22 protein-coding genes are annotated in these 23,662 nt (G+C 38.8%); 14 read left to right on the top strand and 8 right to left on the bottom strand.

Annotated features, from left to right (window positions below; genetic code table 11):
• Positions 1-5: 5 nt before the first annotated feature.
• The gene (locus tag H7254_RS09845; protein ID WP_301932804.1) at positions 6-464 is read left to right on the top strand and encodes an N-acetyltransferase; all 459 of its coding nucleotides are present in this window, start codon (positions 6-8) and stop codon (positions 462-464) included.
• Here H7254_RS09845 and H7254_RS09840 read toward each other — a convergent pair.
• The 4 genes from H7254_RS09840 to H7254_RS09825 all read right to left on the bottom strand — a co-directional run bounded on the left by H7254_RS09840 (position 457) and on the right by H7254_RS09825 (position 6,038).
• Positions 457-927, bottom strand: coding sequence for a Dps family protein (locus H7254_RS09840; RefSeq protein ID WP_301932803.1), 471 nt, complete (start codon positions 925-927; stop codon positions 457-459). The two genes, H7254_RS09845 and H7254_RS09840, sit on opposite strands and share 8 nt — an antisense overlap.
• A 141-nt stretch (positions 928-1,068) precedes the next feature.
• Complete coding sequence (locus H7254_RS09835; protein ID WP_301932802.1) at positions 1,069-1,938, bottom strand: transglutaminase family protein; 870 nt, start codon at positions 1,936-1,938, stop codon at positions 1,069-1,071.
• A 374-nt stretch (positions 1,939-2,312) separates the two neighbouring features.
• Entirely contained in the window at positions 2,313-4,871 is a 2,559-nt protein-coding gene (gene topA, locus H7254_RS09830) for a type I DNA topoisomerase (RefSeq protein WP_301932801.1), read from the bottom strand.
• 321 nt (positions 4,872-5,192) lie between these two features.
• Entirely contained in the window at positions 5,193-6,038 is an 846-nt protein-coding gene (locus H7254_RS09825) for an alpha/beta hydrolase (protein WP_301932800.1), read from the bottom strand.
• Between the two features lie 19 nt (positions 6,039-6,057).
• Between H7254_RS09825 and H7254_RS09820 the strand changes: the two genes are divergently transcribed.
• Positions 6,058-6,816: a Rossmann-like and DUF2520 domain-containing protein gene (locus H7254_RS09820; protein ID WP_301932799.1), complete on the top strand. Its 759-nt coding sequence runs from the start codon at positions 6,058-6,060 to the stop codon at positions 6,814-6,816.
• Between the two features lie 6 nt (positions 6,817-6,822).
• On the opposite strand, the gene H7254_RS09815 is transcribed toward H7254_RS09820, so the two are convergent.
• The gene (locus H7254_RS09815) at positions 6,823-7,470 is read right to left on the bottom strand and encodes a GyrI-like domain-containing protein (RefSeq protein ID WP_301932798.1); all 648 of its coding nucleotides are present in this window, start codon (positions 7,468-7,470) and stop codon (positions 6,823-6,825) included.
• 247 nt (positions 7,471-7,717) lie between these two features.
• On the opposite strand from H7254_RS09815, the gene H7254_RS09810 reads away from it, so the two are divergent.
• From H7254_RS09810 to H7254_RS09785, 6 genes are all read left to right on the top strand, one after another.
• Positions 7,718-8,053, top strand: a complete 336-nt coding sequence (locus H7254_RS09810) for a 2Fe-2S iron-sulfur cluster-binding protein (RefSeq protein WP_301932797.1) — start codon at positions 7,718-7,720, stop codon at positions 8,051-8,053.
• A gap of 112 nt (positions 8,054-8,165) precedes the next feature.
• Positions 8,166-8,405: a Fe-S cluster assembly protein IscX gene (gene iscX / locus H7254_RS09805; protein ID WP_301932796.1), complete on the top strand. Its 240-nt coding sequence runs from the start codon at positions 8,166-8,168 to the stop codon at positions 8,403-8,405.
• A 56-nt stretch (positions 8,406-8,461) separates the two neighbouring features.
• The gene (locus H7254_RS09800) at positions 8,462-8,980 is read left to right on the top strand and encodes an HAD family hydrolase (RefSeq protein WP_301923886.1); all 519 of its coding nucleotides are present in this window, start codon (positions 8,462-8,464) and stop codon (positions 8,978-8,980) included.
• Between the two features lie 236 nt (positions 8,981-9,216).
• The gene (locus tag H7254_RS09795; protein WP_301932795.1) at positions 9,217-10,164 is read left to right on the top strand and encodes a geranylgeranylglycerol-phosphate geranylgeranyltransferase; all 948 of its coding nucleotides are present in this window, start codon (positions 9,217-9,219) and stop codon (positions 10,162-10,164) included.
• 47 nt (positions 10,165-10,211) lie between these two features.
• A complete protein-coding gene (locus H7254_RS09790; protein ID WP_301932794.1) occupies positions 10,212-10,817 on the top strand; it encodes a Maf family nucleotide pyrophosphatase in 606 nt (201 codons plus the stop codon).
• 57 nt (positions 10,818-10,874) lie between these two features.
• Entirely contained in the window at positions 10,875-12,134 is a 1,260-nt protein-coding gene (locus H7254_RS09785) for a DUF2851 family protein (RefSeq protein ID WP_301932793.1), read from the top strand.
• On the opposite strand, the gene H7254_RS09780 is transcribed toward H7254_RS09785, so the two are convergent.
• Entirely contained in the window at positions 12,129-12,536 is a 408-nt protein-coding gene (locus tag H7254_RS09780; RefSeq protein ID WP_301932792.1) for an OsmC family protein, read from the bottom strand. The two genes, H7254_RS09785 and H7254_RS09780, sit on opposite strands and share 6 nt — an antisense overlap.
• A 41-nt stretch (positions 12,537-12,577) precedes the next feature.
• Between H7254_RS09780 and H7254_RS09775 the strand changes: the two genes are divergently transcribed.
• Both H7254_RS09775 and lipA read left to right on the top strand, forming a co-directional pair.
• Positions 12,578-13,384: a hypothetical protein gene (locus H7254_RS09775; protein WP_301932791.1), complete on the top strand. Its 807-nt coding sequence runs from the start codon at positions 12,578-12,580 to the stop codon at positions 13,382-13,384.
• A gap of 205 nt (positions 13,385-13,589) precedes the next feature.
• The gene (gene lipA, locus H7254_RS09770) at positions 13,590-14,513 is read left to right on the top strand and encodes a lipoyl synthase (protein ID WP_301932790.1); all 924 of its coding nucleotides are present in this window, start codon (positions 13,590-13,592) and stop codon (positions 14,511-14,513) included.
• A gap of 96 nt (positions 14,514-14,609) precedes the next feature.
• On the opposite strand, the gene H7254_RS09765 is transcribed toward lipA, so the two are convergent.
• Positions 14,610-15,593 carry an ROK family protein gene (locus H7254_RS09765; protein ID WP_301932789.1) on the bottom strand — a complete coding sequence of 328 codons (984 nt, stop codon included), beginning with the start codon at positions 15,591-15,593 and terminating at the stop codon, positions 14,610-14,612.
• A gap of 66 nt (positions 15,594-15,659) precedes the next feature.
• Positions 15,660-17,105, bottom strand: coding sequence for an MFS transporter (locus H7254_RS09760; protein WP_301932788.1), 1,446 nt, complete (start codon positions 17,103-17,105; stop codon positions 15,660-15,662).
• Between the two features lie 310 nt (positions 17,106-17,415).
• On the opposite strand from H7254_RS09760, the gene H7254_RS09755 reads away from it, so the two are divergent.
• From H7254_RS09755 to H7254_RS09740, 4 genes are all read left to right on the top strand, one after another.
• Positions 17,416-18,831 carry a glycogen synthase gene (locus tag H7254_RS09755; protein WP_301932787.1) on the top strand — a complete coding sequence of 472 codons (1,416 nt, stop codon included), beginning with the start codon at positions 17,416-17,418 and terminating at the stop codon, positions 18,829-18,831.
• A 71-nt stretch (positions 18,832-18,902) separates the two neighbouring features.
• Entirely contained in the window at positions 18,903-20,180 is a 1,278-nt protein-coding gene (locus tag H7254_RS09750) for a glucose-1-phosphate adenylyltransferase (protein WP_301932786.1), read from the top strand.
• A gap of 101 nt (positions 20,181-20,281) precedes the next feature.
• Complete coding sequence (locus H7254_RS09745; RefSeq protein WP_301932785.1) at positions 20,282-21,802, top strand: MFS transporter; 1,521 nt, start codon at positions 20,282-20,284, stop codon at positions 21,800-21,802.
• 5 nt (positions 21,803-21,807) lie between these two features.
• Positions 21,808-23,661, top strand: coding sequence for an alpha-amylase family glycosyl hydrolase (locus H7254_RS09740; RefSeq protein WP_301932784.1), 1,854 nt, complete (start codon positions 21,808-21,810; stop codon positions 23,659-23,661).
• Position 23,662 lies beyond the last annotated feature (1 nt).

Below are 23,662 nucleotides of genomic sequence, written 5' to 3'. Positions count from 1 at the left end.
TTTTTATGCAACCAATAATAAAAACAGCAGGCATTGAGGATGTAAAAATAATAGCTCCTTTATTTGACGCTTACAGGGTTTTCTACCAACAGAAAACTGATATTGAAGCAGCTGCGTCTTTTTTGTCTGAACGGTTGTCAAAAAATGAATCAACTATTTTTATTGCGTTTATAAATGAAACCGCCGTGGGTTTTACGCAACTGTGTCCCGTCTTTTCTTCGGTATCCTTAAAGCCAGCCTGGTTATTAAACGATTTGTATGTAGCTGAGAAAGCACGTAAACAAGGCGTTGCAAACGCTTTGCTCAATAAGGCAAAAGAATTCGGTATTGAAAAAAATGCCAAATGGTTATTGCTGGAAACAGCTTTTGATAACTACAACGCACAAGCTTTGTATGAACAAAACGGCTGGATAAAACAAACAGATTTATTCTACCAGTTTGCTTTATCCCCCTCAATTATTTAAGGTAAGAACGTAAAAACCAAGCCATTTTTTCGTGCCTTTCCATCAGCCCGGTAACAAAATCTGCATTGCCTGCATCTTTATATTTACTGGTAAAAACATCAATGTGTAATCTTAAAAACCGAATGATAGCTTCATGGTCATCCAATAAATTTTGTATCTGGGTTTTTTGATCTGTTGAATATTCCTGTTCAACCAGTTGGCTTTGTTTTATAAAATCCTTTAATCTGCCCTGTGCATAATGGCCAATCTGCCTTACTCTTTCTGCTACTTCGTCAATGGCCTCATCAATAGTGTTATATTGACTTTCGTAAAACAGGTGCATTTCCGTAAAATTACTTCCTTCTATATTCCAGTGGTAATTTCTTGTTTTGGTATAAAGCAGGTATTCATCTGCTAAAATTTTATTTAGTACACCGGCAATTTCCTTCGAATTTTTATCGGATAATCCAATATTTGCTTTCATGTTTTATGTAGTTTAAATTTTAACAAAAATGGGTTCATATTGTTGCATAGAAAACATTCATATACTTTTCGATGCTAAAAATATACTTGTAAAATTATACTGCGGCGCAATTATACATCCCATTTTTATCTCCTGGTTAAATTATTCGTCTAATAATTTAACCAGGCTTAACAGCTCTTCCATTTTGTACCTGTTGCGCTCATCATCAAAACATTTGCTTAGTTCCTGCAGCAAAAACTGGATAATTTTTTTATTATCTCTTTGTTTAAAATAAGTAGTAGTGAGCGGTACGTTGATGCGTTTAAAATAATTTTCCACATCTTTATGAGAATATATTTGTCCGTTTAAAGGATCAATATAAAAAATTATTTTTTGTGATGCATGCCCGATCGGGTTCATAAATTCATACTGCTGATCAAAGTAAGCCAATATAAACTGCCGCGGAAGATTGATTGCTTTTACGGGAATATCCAGCAATTCGCACAACACCAGGTAAACAATACCGTTGCTGATTCCATTACCTTTTTTTGTTTCCAGTGTTTTATTAATCAGGAAATCGTCGGGCTGGTTATAAGTAATTTTTATGCCCTTGTGTTTATAATAATTGTATACAATGCTTGTAAGTACATTGATTTGTTCAAGCGGTGTAAGGTAATTATTTAACTCAAGCCAGATGTTGCGGCGCATTTTTTCAATCTCCTGTAAAGCTTGCAGCGACTGCATTTCGGGGTAATGATACCGTGCAGTTAACAAGGCTCCCTGCAATAATTCGCAGCTCCCGTTCTTCCAATTTATAAAATCATTGGTAAGGTCGCGAAAGTGTAATTTATGAATCAGCGATTCAATCCGTTCCTGTAGTTCTTCTCTGATGGTATTTTCCCAAAGGTCTTCCAGGTTAGGAATAATTGCTTTTCCAAACGAGATTATTTTATCACTTACCTGGCTGTATACTTCAGTATCCGGGTCATCTATTAAATGGAAAAGTGCTGATATTTCTTTGTTTTCTACCAAGGCATTTTATTTAAAAATGAATTTCGTTCAATGCAGGTAAATAAAGAAGTTAAATTTTCCACATTATGTGTTTATATTCCGGGTGCAGGATTTCGGACGGGGGATCTTCTGGTATTTTATGATAGCTATATAAATGGCTGATGAGCCATTTATATAGCATCATTTTGTTTGCGCTTGCTATTTTACTTTAGAAAGTTTATTGGTGGTTGGGATTAAAAAATATTTATTGTCATTGAATAAACAAACAAAAGCAACGAGATCAAAGCGATAAATATTCTGCTCATCCCTCAAACATTTAGTGATCACATGTATGCTTTCAAATAATGGAAGTCTCTTTCAATCGAATAAAATCCGGGTCGGTTGAAGGTCCGGAATTATTTCTTCTTTGCAGCTTTCTTTGGTGCAGCCCTCTTTTTAGCAGGGGCTTTTTTATCGAATGCTTTTGGTTCCTGTGTCAGAATCATTTTCTTTACTTCATCCAGTTCAATCACTGCCAATTCTTCCGGCGTATATTTTGTATTGTTTTTGTTGAAACCAAGTTTGAGCATTTTTTTGCCAAAGCGTATAAATGCACCCCAGCGGCCATTCTCTATTGCAATCTTTTCTTCGGGCCATTGCCTGATAAAACGATTGGCTTCTTTTTCCATTTTTTTCTCTATCAGTTCATTACAATCCTGCTGCGTAAGAATATCAAAATTGTACGCCCTAGGTATGTTGATGAACAAATCGTTCCATTTAATAAACGGCCCAAAACGGCCCTTGCCTTTGGTAATGGGCTTTTCATCATAAAAACCAATCGGTGCATCTTCTTTTTGTTTGGCATTGATAATTTCAATGGCCCTGTCAAGCGTAACCGACCATAAGTCTTCTCCTTTAGGAATAGAAACAAATTGCTCCCCAAATTTTACATAAGGCCCAAAACGTCCGATGTTTACACTTATTTCTGCATTCTCGTATTCACCTAAGCTAATTGGTAATTTAAATAATTCCTGTGCTTCTTCCAGCGTAATGGTTTCAATACTTTGCCCGGCTTTTAGTTTCGCAAAACGTGGTTTTTCTTCATCCCCCTGGCTGCCTACCTGCACCATCGGGCCATAACGTCCCATCCTTGCTATGATTGGTTTTCCGTCTTCAGCAACACCCAGCATTCTTTCACCCACGGCACGTTCTGCGGTTTCAAGGGTATGCGCCACACCGGTGTGAAAAGGAGTGTAAAAATCTTCTACCATTTTATTCCACTGCATTTTTCCATCCGCAATTTCATCAAACTCTTTTTCGATGTTAGCCGTAAAAGAATAGTCCATCACTTTGGTAAAATGCTGGTTTAAAAAATCGGTTACCACTAAACCTAAATCAGTTGGAAACAACTTTGATTTTTCGGCACCGGTGTTTTCCTGCTCCATCATTTTTTCGATGGTATCATTTTTTAACCTTAAAATTCTGAAACTTCTTTTCACACCCTCCTTATCTTTTTTTTCTACATAAGTTCTTTTAATAATTGTAGAAATAGTAGGGGCGTAGGTACTTGGTCTGCCGATACCCAATTCTTCCATCTTCTTTACCAGCGAGGCTTCTGAGTATCTTGCAGAATGTTTGGTAAATCTTTCGGTGGCCGTCATCTGGTTAAAATCCAGTACCTGCCCAACCGTTAAATTTGGCAATCGGCTTTCACCTTCTTTTTCATTTTCTTCCTCCTCCTCATCATCCGTACTTTCCATGTATACTTTTAAAAAACCATCAAATTTTAATACCTCACCTGTAGCCGTTAGATCTTCTTTATTGCTGCTGATATTTATTTTGGCCGTTGTTTTTTCCAATTCAGCATCACTCATTTGAGAAGCAATGGTACGTTTCCAGATCAGTTCATACAAGCGGCCAGTTTCAGCATCATTCACCGTATGGTTTTCCATGTACGTTGGGCGAATGGCTTCATGGGCTTCCTGTGCACTTTCGTTTTTAGTTTTGTATTTGCGAATTTGTAAATACCTGGCGCCATAGCTTGTATTAATCTCGGCTTTAATGGCATCCATCGCTGTTTCGCCCAGGTTAACGCTATCGGTACGCATGTAAGTTATCTTTCCGCTTTCGTATAATTTTTGAGCCAGTAACATGGTTCTGCTAACACCATATCCCAATTTTCTACTGGCTTCCTGTTGCAGTGTACTGGTAGTAAAAGGTGCGGCAGGCGTGCGTTTACCGGGACGAACCTGTATATCCTTCACCGTGTATTTAGCGCCGATACAACTTTGCAAAAACTTTTCTGCGGCTGCTTCTACAGTATATTTTCCACCTTCTGCTTTAAAGGAAACTGTTTTGTTATTCAAGTCTGTTGCTGCCAGCAAAGCTTCAATTTTAAAACTGCCAACGGCTGCAAACTGGTTAATCTCTCTTTCTTTTTCGGCAATTAATTTTACTGCTACGCTTTGCACACGGCCGGCACTAAGGCCACCGCTCATACCTATTTTTCTCCATAAAACCGGGCTCAGTTCAAACCCCACCAGCCTGTCAACAACCCTTCTTGCCTGCTGGGCATTTACCAAATCCATATTGATGGTGCGTGGATTTTTAACCGCTTTTTCAATAGCAGGTTTGGTAATTTCATGAAAGACAATGCGCTTGGTTGTTTTAGGGTCAAGATGTAAAACTTCTGCCAGGTGCCAGCTAATACTTTCTCCTTCGCGGTCTTCATCCGATGCCAGCCAGACTTCGCCACTGCTTTTGGCCAGACTTTTTAATTCTTTTACCACCCGTTCTTTATCCGCAGGTACAATGTATTTGGGCTTAAAATTATTATTGATATCAATGCCCATATCATTTTTTTCAAGGTCGCGGATATGTCCAAAACAACTTTTTACCTGAAAATCTTTTCCTAAAATTGCTTCGATGGTTTTTGCTTTCGCCGGGGATTCTACTATTAACAGATTCTTCGCCATAATTATTTTTTTGACCGGTGCTTTTCAACCTGCTCCGGGTTTTTTTCTTAGTATTCGTACCAACAACTGTGAGCGTACGAAGAAAATTAATTGTTTATTTTTCCTGCAGTATAATACTATACAACCCTGTGTGCAATGCAAATGCCGGTTATTGTACTTTATGGTATTGTATTGACGGACTTTTATAAAAAATAATACACTTTTTCACAAGTTATTTGCATGATAAAAAGTATGCAACTTAAAACAAATCCAAGTGCAATATTAGTTTAAAATTAAAAAATCAAAATTTTTCTCTAAAATAAAGCAGGGAACAGGGTAGGGTTAAAGAAACGATTCTACCCTTCTTTGTACAGCCTGATCCCTGTAAATATTACGGTGTCCCAATCCTGTGGTAATTATAAATTCTATATTTTTAAAACCTGCCTCCTTCACTTTTAGTGCATCTGCAAGCGGAGTAATATCATCGTTTTCATCATGAATCCAGAGTATGGAAGCTTTTATATTTTTCATGGCTCTTTTAATAGAATACCAGTTTGTAGGGTATCCGCCTTTTTCAAAGATGATGCTGTCAAACGCTGTTCTGATTTCTTCATCATTTATTTGTAATAATTTAAAAGCACTGTCAATAGCTGTGGTTGTTTCTGTAGCAGGTGCAATAAAAACTATCCGGGTGTTTTCATCATGCGGTGTTTTTTCCATCGCAAGGCTCAGAGCGATGCCTCCAAATGAATGGGCCAAAAACCCATCAATGGGGCCATATAATTCAATCACCTTTTCAATCATCTGGCAGTATTGCATGGCGTTAACAGTGCGGCCTTCACTTTTGCCATGTGCTGGTGCATCAAAGGCCAGTACCTGGTAATTTTTTTGCAGCAATGCAATAATATAGCTGTGAAAATTATTTGCAGAAGAACCAAAGCCATGTAGTATCAAAACCTTGTGAGGCTTGTCTTTATTCCACCGGAAACCATTCACTTTTAATCCGTTTAAAATAAAATATACCGGTTCTGCCCTTTCAAAAACTGTCCTGTTTTTAATGTGCGTTTTTAGTAACGGAGTACAAAATAATTCAAAAGCCTGCTCAGCCGTTTTTCTTTTTGACACATGCGACAGCAGTTTAAATTTTGTTCTTATATAACTTATTGCTAATTTTTGCTTTAATTTCATCGTTAACAAAGATAATAATATGAAGGTAGTAATTGTAGGAGCGGGTAATGTTGCAACAGTTTTAGGACGCCTCATTAAAAATAACGGACATGATATTTTACAAATAGTTAGCAGAACGGCCAACAACGCAGCAATATTGGCAGAAGAATTGAATTGTGCTTTTACTGATAACAGCGGCGTAATTGATAAATCGGCTGATTTGTACCTGGTAGCTTTAACAGATACGGCTATGGGCCAACTGGATGACCGATACCATTTAGGTGATAAGCTGGTAATACATACTGCGGGGTCTGTATCAAAGGAAGTGTTAAAAAATATCACCCATCATTACGGTGTTTTGTATCCCCTGCAAAGCCTGCGCAAACAAAATATGGAGTTGCAGCAGAATATCCCGTTACTGATAGATGCCAATACAGAAGAGGGTTTTACCGCATTAAAAAATTTTGCAGATACCTTATCCGCCAACGTTACCACAGCCAACGATGAACAACGCCTTAAACTGCATGTTGCCGCTGTATTGGTTAGTAATTTTACCAATCACCTGTACGCAATGGCGGCAGATTATTGCAGTAAAGAAGAAGTTGATTTTAAATTACTGCAGCCCTTAATAGAAGAAACGGCTTTGCGGCTGCGTCATTATCCACCCATTGAAATGAGAACAGGACCTGCAATTAGAAAAGATATTGAAACTCTGCAAAAACATTTGCAACTGCTGGCCCCATATCCCGCCATATATAATATGTATCTTAAAATTACCGATAGCATTATGAACTCTTAATACCAGTTACCGCCAGGTAAATATGATATCTGTCCGCACTTTATAGGGATCTTTTAGTTTGCCATTTTTATCCATTGGATCGTCAACATATACTTCATACGGTGGCTGTATTGCTTTCTTCTTATGATCTTTCATCCAGTCCTGCAGGGCTGTGTAAGCCTGACCTGTTAAATCATACGGGCCATAAAAATGAGCCACCACTACACTGTCCTGGCCTATTTGCTTAATACTGGTACCCGAAGGTAATCTGGCCGGTTTTTTATCTATTGGTAAGCCCGCTTCAAAAAAGAAAGGAGCCTTCTGGCTTTTGTACCAGGCCATCGGGACGCCGGTGATTTTTAACTTATTTTTTTTAATGATAGCGGCCAGTTTCACTCCATAAATTTGACCTAGTTTATTGGCAATGCGGTCACTGGTTTTGGCACTGTCCTTTATACAAAGCACTATTTGTTTTATGGAAATGGTATCGGTAATATTGATTACAGGAGCTTTTTTTGTTATGGCTGGTTCTTCTCTTTTAATAGCAGTTTTTACCACGGTGTCACTTTTTATTTTACCGTTTGTTTTAATATCGCCCGCATTATTACAGGCACTTATTGTAATAATTAATGGCAGGATTAAAAATTTTGCGTACGGTATCCTTTTGTAATTCATAAAGAAATTTTTAATTTTATAAGAAGCGAAAAATAGCGAAATGCTTTTTTATAAGCAAATATTTTCAACCGGGTCAATTTCACGGAAACCCTCATTTAACAAATAGTATATAAATGACGGGATAGATACAACACATACCACACCTGCATTTAAACAACTTTCAGGTAATTAATGAACAGGCATAGTTATAAGTTTTCCTGAATTGGTAATTCTACCGTAGTTTTATATCCCGATATTTGCAAAAATTATGTATACAATCACTTATAATTTTCAACAAAAAGACCTTGAGTCAATCACTTTTTCAGGTGTGGAAGAAGGACAATCCCTTTTGGAAGTTGCTTTAAAAAACAATATCAATCTTCATCACAATTGTGGGGGGGTATGCGCCTGTAGTACCTGCCATGTTTATGTGGAACGGGGCGATGAATTCCTGGAAGAGTTAAACGACCGCGAGGAAGATTTTATCGACAGGGCTGTAAGCCCCCGCATCAATTCCAGGTTAGGTTGCCAATGCCTTTTAAATGAAGGTGAAGGAAATATTGTAGTTACTTTACCCGATCAGAGCCAGTTTTTGGGAGAATGAAAACAAATTACTCAATTAGTCAATTGCCCGATTTGAAAATAAAAACAATATTTATATTGAAGTTTCCTTCATTTTCGAATTTTCACATTTTCACATTTTCAAATTATTAACAATGACCTTTGAACCTCCTATACACTGGAACGATTATGAAGACATCGCCATGAAGCTGCATGAACGTTTTGGCGATGAATTTACAGAAGGTAAAATATACCGCATCCGTTTTACAGAACTACACAAATGGGTGATGGAAATTCCTAATTTTTCCGGTACCTCCGAGCAAAGCAATGAAGGCCATCTGGAAATGATACAAAGCAGTTGGGTATATGAATGGCGGGACAGTCACAAAAAATAACGCCACTTATTGTTGTTTATTAAAACTGATTATAATAAACCAGCTACTTCACTACCATGAATATTTTATCATTGTTTAAACCCGTTAAAACTTTTGTATTTGATGTAGATGGCGTATTGGCTTCAAGCATGGTGCTTGTTTTACAGGGTGAAATGGCCCGGAGCATGAATATTAAAGATGGGTTTGCTTTACAACTTGCTGTAAAAAAAGGATACCGTGTGGTGATCATTTCTGGCGGAAAGTCAGAAGCGGTGAGGGAACGTTTAACAGGGCTTGGGATAAAAGATATTTTTTTAGGCACACACCATAAAAAAGAGAAATTGCTGAAATATGTTCAGCAGCATGATTTAAAGTGGGAAGAAATTTTATTCATGGGCGACGATATACCAGATTATACTGCCATGCAATTGGTTGGTTTACCTTGTTGCCCGGCCGATGCAGTAAATGAAATAAAGCAAATAGCCCGGTATATTTCTCCTGTAAATGGAGGATGTGGCTGCGGCAGGGATGTAATTGAAAAAGTATTAAAATTAAACGGGCACTGGGAGCTTGATACCGTCATCGCTTCAGAATAAATTTTACATTGCTTACGCAACATAAAATAAAAATGCAGCTGGCGCTTATCCACCTGAGTAAAATGGATTTATTTTTACGGTTTGAGAAAATTCATCAGCAGATGTCTTGTCTTTGAATTACTATCAACTAGATCAGTGGAAATCAGTATCATCGCCGCCCGAATGAATCTTTAGAGCTGGCGTGTTTCTATTTTATCCCGCATATCTTGCATACTTATTCATAACAGCAGTAAAGCATGAAATTATTATTTGCCTTTTTTCGTTTAATCCGCTGGCGGAATCTTTTTTTTATTGCATTAAGCCAATCACTGTTTTACTACGACATCATTGTTTCCTCTTTCAACGATAATCACCTTTTATTACACCTTACACAACCGCTATTTTTTTTATTGATGTTCGCCTCCATTTTTATTGCTGCGGCAGGATACATCATCAATGATTATTTTGATATCAATATCGACCAGGTGAATAAGCCTGAAAAAATGGTGGTAGAAAAAATAATTAAACGTCGGTGGGCAATGGTGTTGCATTGGGTAATTACCACCGTTGGATTAATGATAAGCCTGTATGTTTCTTTTAAAACCAGCTACATAGTTATTATTGTAAATGTGTTGTGTACGCTGTTACTATGGTTTTATTCCACCACTTTTAAAAAAAAATTACTGGCAGGAAATATTATTATTTCCCTTCTCACTGCCTGGACGATTATGGTACTTTATTTTGCAACGGGCAACACATTCCATTTTCTTTCTCCACCTGTGCCGGGTCTGTCAAAAGCCATGAACCATATTTTTAAATTCGCCGTATTGTATGCCGGTTTTGCATTTATAATTTCGCTGATAAGAGAAGTGGTAAAGGATATTGAAGACATGGAAGGCGACGCAAAATACAATTGTAAAACAATGCCCATCGTATGGGGTGTACCGTCCTCTAAAGTATTTGTTGGGGTTTGGCTGGTTGTATTAATCGGAGCCTTAATTATTTTGCAGTTTTATGCTTTTCAACTGGGTTGGTGGGTAACAGGTTTTTATTGTTTTTTGATGGTACTATTGCCACTTGTGTGGATACTGCTAAAATTATATATAGCGCAAAACACCCGGCAATACCATCAGTTGAGCAGTCTTATTAAACTGGTGATGTTGAGTGGTATTTTATCGATGCTTTTTTTTAAATGGTATCTTTAAAAATTATGGAATGGCAGAATATTTAATTTAAAAAACAAGTTTGTACAATGAACACTTTACCCGCAGGCAAATTTCATCCGGCTGCTTCGGCCATGCAAAAAATAATTTTAGCTTCTCAGTCGCCCCGCCGAAAACAGTTGCTGGAATGGGCTGAAGTGCCTTTTGATATTATCATTCATCCAACAGATGAATCGTATCCAGCGCATTTACCGGCAGATGAAATTGCCATCCATATTGCACGCAATAAGGCGTTGGCTATTGTGCAAATGGTTCAGCCAGCTTTGCCGGTACTGGCCGCCGATACTATTGTTGTATTAAACGGTGAAATAATTGGCAAGCCGGCCAACAGGGCAGATGCGATGATAATTTTAGGAAAGTTATCTGGCCAAAAACACCAGGTGATAACCGGCGTTGTTATTTTAAATAATCATACAGAAATTGCCTTTGCAGATATAACAGAAGTTGAGTTTCATGCTTTGACTAATAAGCAGATAGAATTTTATGTAGATAAATACCAGCCCTATGATAAGGCGGGCGCCTATGCCATACAGGAATGGATTGGCGTAGTGGGAATAAAATCGGTGAAGGGCGATTTTTATAACGTGATGGGGCTGCCGGTGAGCAGGGTGGTGCAGGCACTGTTGCAATGTTGAATTTGATTTTGTAGATTGGTAAACATTTCTGTTTGCCCTCATTATAAAATCAGCACCATGACGGAAAAGTTGCTTCAATACATCTGGCAGTTTCAGTATTTTAATCATGCTTTATTAACTACTGTCGATAACGAGATTTTACAAATAAATACCCCGGGTATTTTAAACACCAACCAGGGGCCGGATTTTTTAAACGCCAATATTAAAGTAGGCAATACCACCTGGGCGGGCAATATCGAATTGCATTTAAAATCATCCGGCTGGATAAGCCACCAGCATAGTAAAGATAAAAATTACAGCAATATCATTTTACATGTGGTATGGCAGGATGATGGCGCTGCAGAATTATCCTTTCCGGTACTTGAACTTCAAAACAGGGTGTCGAAATTTTTACTGGGCAGGTACGATGAACTGATGAATACCACTGCCTTTATTCCATGCGAAAAAAATATTAAACAGGTAAACGGGCTTACCTGGAAAAGCTGGATTGACCGTTTGCTGGCAGAGCGGCTGCAGCATAAATCTACCATTATTTTTAAGCACCTTGCTGCCAACAATAATCACTGGGAAGAAACATTCTGGTGGCTGCTGGCCAGTAATTTCGGCATAAAAGTAAACAGCGATGCATTTGAAAAAATTGCCCGGTCGTTGCCGGTTAATCTCCTTACAAAACATAAAAATCAAATTCATCAGCTGGAGGCATTGTTGTTTGGACAGGCAGGATTACTGCAAAATAATTTTACGGAGACTTATCCATTAATGCTTCAAAAAGAGTATCGTTTTTATAAAAGTAAATACAAACTTCAACCTATACAGGCACCGTTGTTTTTTTTGCGGATGCGGCCTGCAAATTTTCCCTCTGTAAGACTGGCGCAGCTGGCCATGTTGATTAACAGGAGCCTTCATTTATTTTCGGTGTTAAGAGAAGCAGAAACGCTGAAAGAAATAAAAGATTTGTTAAATGTTACTGCCAACGATTACTGGCATTACCACTATGTTTTTGACGAAGCCACTGCATTTAAAGAAAAGCATCTGGGCACGCAAATGATCAATAATATTCTCATTAATACTATTATTCCCATTGTGTTTGCGTATGGTTTGTATAATAAGGAAGAGGGGTATAAAGAAAAAGCGATGCAATGGCTGGAGCAAACTGCAGCTGAAAAAAATAACATCACCAATGCGTATAGCCTGTTAGGCATACAAAATAAAAACGCTTTCAATTCGCAGGCACTCATTCAGTTAAAAAATGAATACTGTAATAGAAAGCGTTGCCTGGAATGTGCGGTGGGTAATAGTTTGCTTAAAAAATTATAGCCAGTTATAGCGGGCATTAATCATCACATCCGGATGTAAACTTTTTATAACCGGGCAATTATCGCCTATTCTTTGTAAAATAATTTTATCCTTATCTTCCAGTTTCAACGTTGCAGGAAATGTGAGCTCGACATCAATTTTTGCAATTCTTCTCGGGTCGCCGGCCATGTGTTTTTTTACTGCAACAGTGGTGTCTTTCAATTCAATTCCCATATCGGTAGCCTTTAGCGCCATGGTGGTTATCATACAGGTTGCAAGGGCCGTGCAAACCAGGTCGGTAGGAGAAAATCTTTCCCCCTTTCCCCGGTTATCGGTCGGGGCATCGGTTTCTATCTGTGAATTACTTTGCAGGTGCAGGGCACTGCACCTTAAATTACCTTGGTATTGAATGGTTGCTGTCATTGTACTATTTTTGTATAAATTTACTGAAGTAAAAAATTACCATGCGCAAAATATTTTTTATTATCCTGGCAATAACGGCAACATCCCAGGTATTTGGACAGCAAACTAAAAAAGACAAAAAAGAAGAACATCGCCAAAAAATAAATGCACTCATCCGGCAGGAGGAAGAGGGCGTAATTACTTATACCAAACACACCGCATTTGGATTTAAATTAACCAACGACGGGTATGGTGGTTTTATGGAAATTGGAAGGGCACAATCTATTAAAAAATCCCTGTTATTTCAACTGGATATTGCAGAACGCAAAAATTCCAAAGAAGACAAACAAACTAATTCTTTCTATGCAGGACCTTCGCTGATTTTTGGTAAAATAAATTTTTTCTATCCGGTAAAACTTGGTGTGCAACAGCAAATTTTATTGGGTAATAAAAGCAATAAAAATGGGGTGAGTATTACAGCTAATTTTGGCGGCGGCATTTCGCTTGGATTATTAAGGCCGTATTATTTGGATGTTTTCGATACCACCAAATCACCGGCAGCAAGAAAATCTATCCGATACGAAAGTGCCGACAGCAATACATTCAGTTCCAGTTCCCTGCTTTATTATCTGCAGGCTACAGGACCCACTTTTGGTAAAGGATGGGGTAATTTAAAAGTTACACCCGGCGCCTATGCCAAAGCAGCATTGCGTTTTGATTATGGCAGGTATAATGAAGTTTTGAGTGCAATAGAAGTTGGTGTAACTGCCGAATTGTATGCTAAGAAAATACCACAACTGGTATTCTCTACGCCTAAAAACTTATTTGTGAACTTATACGTAACAATTATGTTTGGTAAAAGAAAATAGAATGCCTTCTTTAAGAAGCAAGCTGGCTCTTTTTATTTTCTTCTGCCAAGGGGTCATTTTCCCACCTGCCTCAACATGAAGGTATACCAGCAAAAGCCGGATTACACTAAGTTGGTTCAGGAGCAAAAAATAAAGCCTGTTCTTGCAATATTGAACTTAACCAGGCTGAGCATAAATTAATTATTTTAAATTATAAAATATTTGAATGATAGAATTACCTATGTTAGAAGAACCAGTAATCCCTACAATAAAAAAGCCGGATTGGCTAAGAGTTAAGTTACCCATTGGTGAAGATTACCGCCATGTAAGAAATTTGGTGGACACCCATAAACTTCATACTATTTGCGAAAGTGGCAATTGCCCCAACATGGGCGAATGCTGGGGAGAGGGTACGGCCACTTTTATGATACTGGGTAATATTTGCACAAGAAGCTGTGGTTTTTGTGCGGTAGCAACAGGAAGGCCGGAAGCGGTAGATTGGGATGAACCTCAGCGGGTAGCTGAAGCCATCCATTTAATGAAGGTAAAACATGCCGTAGTTACGTCGGTTGACAGGGATGAAATACGGGATGGAGGTTCCATCATCTGGTATAACACCATCAAAGCCATCAAAGCATTAAACCCTCATACCACGCTGGAAACGCTGATACCCGATTTTAAAGCGGAAGCAGAAAATATTCAACGAATAATTGATGCTGCACCACAAGTTGTATCGCACAATATAGAAACGGTAGAAAGGCTAACACGGCAGGTACGCATACAAGCCAAATACTGGCGCAGTATGGAAACTTTGCGCATTTTAAAACAAGGCGGCATGCGCACTAAAAGTGGTATCATGCTGGGCCTTGGCGAAGTAAAGGAAGAAGTGGTGCAAACCATGCAGAATTTGCGTGACAGTAAGGTAGATGTAATTACAATTGGTCAATACCTGCAGCCCAGCAAAAAACATTTACAGGTACAACGTTTTGTGCACCCGGACGAGTTTAAAGAACTGAGGGAAATTGGTTACCAGATGGGATTTGATTATGTGGAAAGCGGGCCACTGGTAAGGTCATCTTATCATAGCGATAAACATGTTATTGAAGGATGGGGCAGAAATAACTGGATGCAGGAAAAAGCCATGTTATAATATTGCATTTATCAAAGAATAAATTACAACAAAAAGCCAGTGCATACCGCCTGGCTTTTTGTTGTAATAAAATTATATAGTATTGATTTTCCTTTTTTAAAATACGCCCTTTTCATCCCGTACCGTATCCCATATCAGGGCACTGGCGCCCAATATAGCTGCATCCGCTTCTTTCAATTCGCTAAACAAAAGCTTTACTTTGTTTTGAAAAATCGGAAGCAGATTAGCTTCCATGTGTTTCCTGGTTGGGTTTAGCAATAACGGACCCGCCTTGGTGAGGCCACCAAAGAATACGATGGCTTCTGGTGAAGAGAACATAATAAAATTAGCCAGTGATTCACCCAGTATCTGTCCCGTAAATTCAAAAATCCGGTTAGCAATGCCATCCCCCTGCATGGCACAATCATATACTGTTTCGCTTGTTAATTCGTTGATAGTGTAGTTACGCAACAGGCTCGGTACTTCAGGATGTTCTGTAAGCATTTCAATAGCTGTTTGCCTGACACCGGTTGCAGAGGCGTACGCTTCAAGACTTCCATGAGCGCCGGTACTTTTATGCAAGCGGCCACCAGGGCGGATAATAGTATGCCCAAGCTCGCCCGCAAAGCCATCATATCCCACTACAATTTTTCCGTCAATCACAATGCCGCTACCAACACCGGTTCCCAAAGTAATGGTTATAAAATGTTTAATGTCTTTAGTAATACCATACATCATTTCTCCTACTGCCGCTGCATTGGCATCATTGGTCAATATCGTTTTAAGGCCGAATTTTTTTTGCATTAAATCAGCAATCGGAATAATGCCTTTCCATCTTAAATTAGGCGCATATTCAATGGTGCCGGTATATAAATTTCCGTTGGGGGCGCCCATACCAATGCCAACAAATTTTTCAATGCCACCAGCTCTTTTCACCATTGGTAGCAACTTGGCACACAGGTCGTCTATAAATTCTTCCACCACTTCGTGTGCATTGCTCGGGATACGATCCTGTTCTAAAATTTCTCCATGGCGGTTTACAATACCAAATTTGGTGGTTGTTCCCCCCACGTCAATACCTATGGCGTATGGTTTGCGCATAACGGATTCTAAATTATTAAAGATGAAAAATAGCAGCGCATGCTGCTGTAACTTAATTCGCTTCCATTAATGGCCGCCTTCTGCATTCAATGCATCGTAATCTATTCCCTGCGATTTTAAAACAGATTTAGCACGTATAGCATAGAATGCAAGATACGCAAAACAGGCAACACCAACGATGTAACTAAACTGAATACCTGTTTTATCTGCCAGCCATCCCTGCAAGGCACTTATTAAACCTCCTCCCATAATCATCATAATTAACAAGCTGCTTCCTTGTCCTGTATTTTTGCCCAGGCCGGCAACAGCCAATGTAAAGATGCACGGCCATAAGGTACTGCAAAAAAGACCTACACTTATGAACGCATAGGCACTTACCATACCTGTTGTCAACATACCGATACATAAAGCAGTGATTCCCATTGCAGCAAAAATCAGCAACATTCTTGCTGGATTACCCTTGCTTAAAATATCACCTGCAATCATTATAGCTATCACAAACGCATATACAAAAAACTGTGTAACGTCATGCTGTGCAATGGTATTTACCAGTAAAAAAACGCCAAACGCCAGGTAGGGCATTAAAAAATTAAGTATCTGTTTGGCCCCTTTACTTACATCAAAGGCACCCACCGCACCTGTCCAGCGGCCAATCATTAAACTAGCCCAATACAATGAAATATAAGGAGCTACTTTATCTGTTGGAACACCCAAATGCTGCTCCATGTATGCTGGTAAATTACTGGCAGTTGAAACTTCCACACCTACATAAACAAAAATGGCAATCATGCCCAGCCACAATTGCGGGTATTGAAAGGCAGAATTTCTGTGAATTAATTTATCTCCTGTAACCGCTTCTTCTTCTGCAACATGTTCCAGATCTATTTTGTTAGGAACAGAGGAAAACTTTATGAACAGTGCAACTAATAAAAAAGCAAGTCCAACTATCAAATAAGGAGTTTTGACGCTTTCAATGCTGGCAACTGTACGGCCTGAGGCCACACTTCCAAAAATGGCAAAGCTTACCAGTAATGGACCGATGGTAGTGCCAAAATTATTTACACCGCCCGCCATGATTAAACGCTGTGAACCTGTTTTAGGATCCCCCATTATTATCGCTAATGGGTTTGCTGCAATTTGCTGCAATGAAAACCCAAGACCCACTACAAACAGGCCGGTTAGCATTAAGGTAAAAGAGGCCGTATTAGCAGCAGGATAAAACAATAAAGTACCGATGGCGGAAATAATTAATCCTAAAGCAATTCCATTTTTGTAACCCATTTTATTCAAAAGGTCGCTACCAATTAGTTTAGAAACTATGTAATAAATAATTGACCCGACTGTATATGCCACATAAAACGCTACCGATACCAACTGACTTTGAAATTGTGATAAATTAAATGCCTTTCGAAATACGGGTATTAAAATGTCATTACTTGCAGCTACAAATCCCCAGAAAAAAAATACTGTTACAAGGGTTCCGAATTGCGACCATTTGGTTTGTTGGCTCATATTGAATCGTTGAGTTTTATTAAGAATGAGGAAAGTTATCATTTTTTTTGTTTACTTGAAAAAATAAACAGTGTGTGTTCTTACTAAAAGTGAATGACTATTTTCTGCAGTAAATTTTTTTTATAATATTTCCAGCTCCTGTAATTTAAAAAGATTATTATAATTTGTAAACGTTCATTTATATCTTTCAGTAATCAAATTAAAAAACAATCTGTAGCAATACAACAGCCCGGTATTTTATTTTCAGACATTGATTGTTCAAAGAAAAAACATTCATAAATTGAAAGGATTTTAAGATAATCTTTAAAGAATGGAAATACTACATGTAAGCGCAGAATGTTATCCCGTAGCAAAGGCTGGTGGATTGGGTGATGTGGTGGGGGCTTTGCCGAAATACCAGCACCAGCTTGGGCACATCGCCAAAGTGGTGATGCCTATGTACAAAACAAAATTTTTGTACGAAAATGAATTTGATATTGCTCATAAGGGATCTTTTGGGATGGGGCCATACTGGTTTAATTACACCATTATAAAAGAAAGAACCAACAAACTTGGTTTTGATCTTTACCTGGTGGATATTAATGGCTTACTTGACCGGGAAGCCGTTTATGGATATTATGATGATGCCGAAAGGTTCACTGCCTTTCAGATTGCTGTAGTTGACTGGGTTAGTAAATGGAATCATAAGCCGGATGTTGTGCATGTGCATGATCATCATACCGGGCTTATCCCTTTTATGATGCAGTACTGTTATGCCTACCAGCACCTGGCCGCCATACCTACAGTGCTTACCATTCACAATGCGCAATACCAGGGATGGATGGGCTGGGATAAAGCCATTTATCTTCCTGAATGGAACTCTTGGGAGTGGGGGAAACTTGATTGGAATAAAAATATCAATCCATTGGCCAGTGCGGTAAAATGCGCTACAAAAGTTACCACCGTTAGTCAGAGTTATCTGGAGGAAATGCGTTCCAACGCAAATGGTTTGGAAAATTTATTTGAATACGAGAAGGGCAAATGTACCGGCATATTAAATGGCATTGATGATGCCGTATGGAACCCTGCTGCTGACAGTTACATTGATAATAATTTTAGTGTAGAAAATGTAGCGGAAGGTAAACTGGCCAGTAAACAAATATTGTGCGAACAGTTTAGTTTAGACATTGAAAAGCCGTTGTTTATTTTTATCGGAAGGCTGGTGCATGAAAAGGCCGCTGATTTATTACCGCAGGCTATTTATGATGCGGTATACCACTTGCAGGGCACTATGAATTTTTTAATTCTTGGCAGTGGTGATGCCATTGTGGAACAGGAACTGGAAAATATGAAGACACCATTGGCAGGTTATTACAATTCAAAAATTGGTTACAATGAAAAACTAAGTCACCAGATGTATGCAGGGGCTGATTTTTTATTAATGCCCAGCAGGGTAGAGCCTTGTGGATTAAATCAGATGTATGCCATGCGGTATGGCACCATCCCTATTGTAAGAAATACCGGAGGTTTAAGGGACACCGTAATTGATTACGGCGAACCAGGAGGATATGGAATTGTTTTTAATGATGCTACCGTTTGGGATATCACTTACTCAATTCACCGGGCGTTGGAATTATATAAAAAAACCAAACGCCTGCATAAAATACGAACAACAATTATGAAGATAGATAACAGCTGGCAAAAGAGCGCTGAGAGTTATATTAATTTATACAGCAGTTTACTATAGTAGTTTCGGGAATTGTAATATATTTAATAAAGCATTGCATTTTAATTCAGTAAACATTTAACCAGCCATATATGGATAGTAATTCAGTTATTTCAATAGTATTAGGAGGAGGAGCAGGATCAAGGTTATACCCGCTTACAGCCAGTCGCAGTAAGCCTGCAGTACCTATTGCAGGTAAGTATCGCCTGGTGGATATCCCCATTTCCAATTGTATTAATTCGAGCCTTAACCGGATATTGGTACTTACACAGTTTAACTCTGCCTCCCTCAACAAGCATATAAAAAATACCTACCAGTTCAGCATCTTCAGCAAGGGATTTGTAGATATTCTTGCCGCAGAGCAAACGCCGGATAACGCCGGATGGTTTCAGGGTACAGCAGATGCGGTACGTCAGTCGCTACGGCACATTAACACCTACGATTTTGAGTATGTTTTAATATTAAGCGGCGACCAGTTGTACCAGATGGATTTTGAGGAAATGATTAACAATCATGCTGCCAGCGGGGCGGATATTTCTATTGCCACCATACCGGTGGGGGATAGGGAAGCGCCGGAGTTTGGCATATTAAAAGCCAATGAAGAAAATGTAATTACAAGCTTTATAGAAAAGCCCAAAGCCGAATTGCTGCCGGATTGGGTGAGTGATACCGGGGCAGATATGAAAAAGCAGGGAAGAAATTACCTGGCTTCCATGGGTATTTATATTTTTAACAGAAAGCTTTTATTTGATTTGCTGGAAGATGAGAAAAAAGATGCCACCGATTTTGGTAAAGAAATCATTCCCACTTCGATTGAAAAATACAAAGTGATCAGTTATCAATATGATGGATACTGGACAGACATTGGAAATATTTATTCCTTCTTTGAAGCAAATCTTGCATTAACGCTCGACCTGCCACTCTTTAATTTATTTGATAACCAAAAAGTGGTATACACAAGGGCAAGGATGTTGCCGCCGGCAAAAATAAGCGGTACAACTTTAGAAAAAACCATCATTGCAGAAGGTTCCATCATCAATGCCAGCCGAATTGAAAACAGTGTAATAGGGGTAAGAAGCCGTATTGGCCATGGTTCTACCATTGTTAGCAGTTATATTATGGGCAACGATTATTACCAAACCATTAAAGAAATTACCGACAACCAGCAGAAGGGGATTCCACAATGCGGTATCGGCGACAGGTGCTATATTAAAAATACCATAGTTGATAAAAACTGCCGCATCGGTAATGATGTGCGCATCAATGGAGGAAGTCATCTCCAGGATTCAGATCATGAATTGTATACAGTAAAAGACGGCATTGTTGTAGTAAAGAAACGTGCTGTTTTGCCAGATGGTTTTGTTATTTAAGAAACCAAAATAAAAAAACATCCTGCTCAGCAGGATGTTTTTTTATTTCAACGCAACCCATGTGTATTTTTTTGTAAAAATATATACTTTAAACTCTTGCTATGTCTTCCTTCATTACTGCTAAAAAGCCAATACTAACTCTTCGCCAGATCATTAATATGAGTGTGGGATTTTTAGGTATTCAGTTTGGCTTTGGGTTGCAAAATGCCAATGTCAGCCGCATTTTTCAGTCATTGGGTGCAAAGATTGATGACATACCGATTCTTTGGATTGCTGCTCCTTTAACAGGTCTTATTATACAACCTGTTATTGGTCATCTAAGTGATAAAACCTGGTCGCCAGCATGGGGAAGAAGAAGGCCGTTCTTCTTAATTGGTGCAATACTGGCTTCCGTTGCCCTGCTTGTTTTTCCAAATGTATATGCTTTGTGGATGGCCGCCGTTATGTTGTGGTTGCTGGATGCATCCATCAATATTTCGATGGAACCATTTCGTGCATTTGTAGGTGATATGCTGCCCGATGACCAACGCACTGCGGGTTTTGCGATGCAAAGTTTTTTTATAGGCATTGGTGCAGTGGTTTCATCCATATTACCTTACTTATTAACAACGTTGGGTGTTGCCAATGAGGCAGCGCCGGGCATCATACCCAACTCAGTAAAATTCTCTTTTTATATTGGGGCAGTTGTATTTTTTTTATCCGTTGCCTACACCGTTTTTACCACAAAAGAATATTCACCTGCAGAGCTTAAAAGTTTTGAATCTGTTGAACAACAGCAGGTAGATCATTCCATTATTACCACTCCGGTAAAATCATTTTACAGCAAAGGTTTGATATGGTTAATAACCGGGACCATTGTAAGTTTTTTATTGTATTACTACAATGCAATGCATTTGGAAATGCCACTGGAGAAAGAATTGTACGTACTAACCCTGGGTATTGCAAGCTTTGGTATTATTCAATTGATAGCAGGTATGTTTTGGTCTGGTAAAAAGAAAAACGGACTGGTAGAGGTTGTGAATGATTTATACAAAATGCCCGACACCATGAAGCAATTGGCCGTAGTACAATTTTTTACCTGGTTTGCACTATTCGCCATGTGGATTTATGCCACACCAGCTTTGGCTCAAAACATTGCAAATACTACGGATACTTCTTCAAAAGCATACAATGAAATAGGAAACTGGGTAGGCGTACTATTTGGATTTTACAATGGCTTCTCTGCTCTTTTTGCATTTTTATTGCCCGTGCTTGCAAAGAAAACCGGCCGCCCAATGACGCATTTAATTTGCCTGGTAGCTGGCGGAATCGGAATGATTTCTTTTTTTATATTTACAGATAAATACCTGCTCATCCTAAGCATGGCGGGTATCGGGCTTGCATGGTCAAGTATTTTATCGATGCCTTATTCTATGTTAACCGCAGCGTTACCTTCTAATAAAATGGGTGTTTATATGGGCATTTTTAATTTTTTTATTGTAATACCACAAATTCTTGCCGCTACACTTTTAGGGGTTTTTACCAAACATTTTTTTAATGGCAATGCTATTTATACACTGGTGCTGGGTGGGTGTTTGATGATTGTTGCGGCCCTGTTAACCCTGCGAATAAAAATAAAATAATAACTATGAAAAAGGGTTTCGGATTGTTCATTTTTTTGTGCTTTGTAATTTTTGTAAATGGGCAGCAAAGCAGTTATCAATGTTACCCTACCAACTGGTGGACGGGTATGAAGTGGAATAAAGTGCAGATAATGATTCATGGAGATAGCATTGCAAATGCCAAAGGTGGTTTTAGTATTTTATATCCCGGAGTTAAAATAGAAAAGATCAATAAAGTTGAAAATATCAATTATGTATTTTTAGATATTGTAATTGCCTCCACCACAAAACCAGGTATTGTAAAGATAAAAGTGAACCGGGAAAATAAACCGTTCACCATTGATTTTGAAATTAAAACAAAACGGGAGGGTAGGGGTGTACATTTTGCACAAGGGGTAAGATCGGATGATTTTATGTACCTGATTTTGCCCGACCGGTTCAGCAATGGTGATACCTCCAACGATCGTGTTGCAGGAATGCGTGACCAGTCGCTGAACAGGGATACGGTGTTTAATCGCCATGGGGGCGACTTACAGGGCATCACCAATCATTTACAATATTTGCTGGAGTTAGGGGTTACCACGCTGTGGCTTAACCCCGTGGTGGAAAATGATATGCCCAACCGCACCGAGCATGGCTATGCATTTACCAATCATTATAAAATTGATCCGAGGTTAGGTGGCGAAAAGGCTTATCATCAACTGATAGATTCGGCCCACCAGAGAGGATTAAAAATTATACAGGATGCAGTGTACAATCATGTAGGCCTCTTCCATTTTACGGTGCAGGATTTGCCAATGAAAGACTGGTTACACCAATGGGCATCTTATACCAATACTAATTTTAAAGACCAGGTTTTGTTTGATCCCTATGCATCCCCCCTGGAGAAGAAAAAAATGTCTGATGGATGGTTTACCCCTCAAATGCCTGATCTAAATGAAAATAACTCCTTTGTGGCAAATTTTTTAATTCAGCATGCTTTGTGGACGGTGGAAGAATTTGGAATCGATGGATGGCGCATAGATACCTATGCTTACAACGATCTCGACTTTATGAACCGTTGTAATAAAGCATTGACGGATGAATATCCCCGCATAACCCTGTTTGGTGAAACATGGGTGCACGGTGTTCCCAATCAAAGTTATTTTGTACAAAACAATTATAACATTCCTTTTAAAAGTAACCTGCAGGCGGCTACCGATTTTCAAACTTTGTGGGGTATTACCGATGCGATGACAAAAGATTTTGGATGGAGCGACGGCGTTAATAATCTCTACACTACACTGGCCCAGGATTTTGTTTACAAAGATCCCATGCGCAATGTGATTTTTTTAGATAACCATGATATGGCAAGGTTTTATTCAGTAGTAGGAGAGAATATGGACAAATATAAATCTGCTTTGTGCTGGTTGTTTACCTGCCGGGGTATACCGGAAATATATTATGGGGATGAACTGGCTACTACTGGCACTACTTCTCCCAACGATGGTTATGTACGGCTTGATTTTCCCGGAGGCTTTCCCGGCGACAAACTAAATAAATTTGAACTTAGTGGCAGAACTGTTAAAGACCATGAAATATGGAGACACGTTTATGACCTGGCAAATTTCAGAAAAAATTCCTCTGCCATCCGATTTGGAAAAATGATGCAATATTTTCCGGAAGATGGCGTGTACACTTACTTTCGATATGATGATAAACAAACTGTAATGGTGGTGATGAATACGGCTAAAACGGATAAAATAATATCCTTTGGCAAATATGCTGAAAGAACAAAAGGCTTTACAAAATCAACTGATGTGATTACAAAAACAAAAACGGAATTAAAAGATTTTACCCTTGGTGCCGATAAAGCAGTGATACTTGAATTAACAAAATAGG

The organism is Ferruginibacter sp. (genome assembly GCF_014377975.1).
GTDB lineage: Bacteria > Bacteroidota > Bacteroidia > Chitinophagales > Chitinophagaceae > Ferruginibacter.
This window is presented reverse-complemented; position numbering and strand designations above follow the sequence as displayed.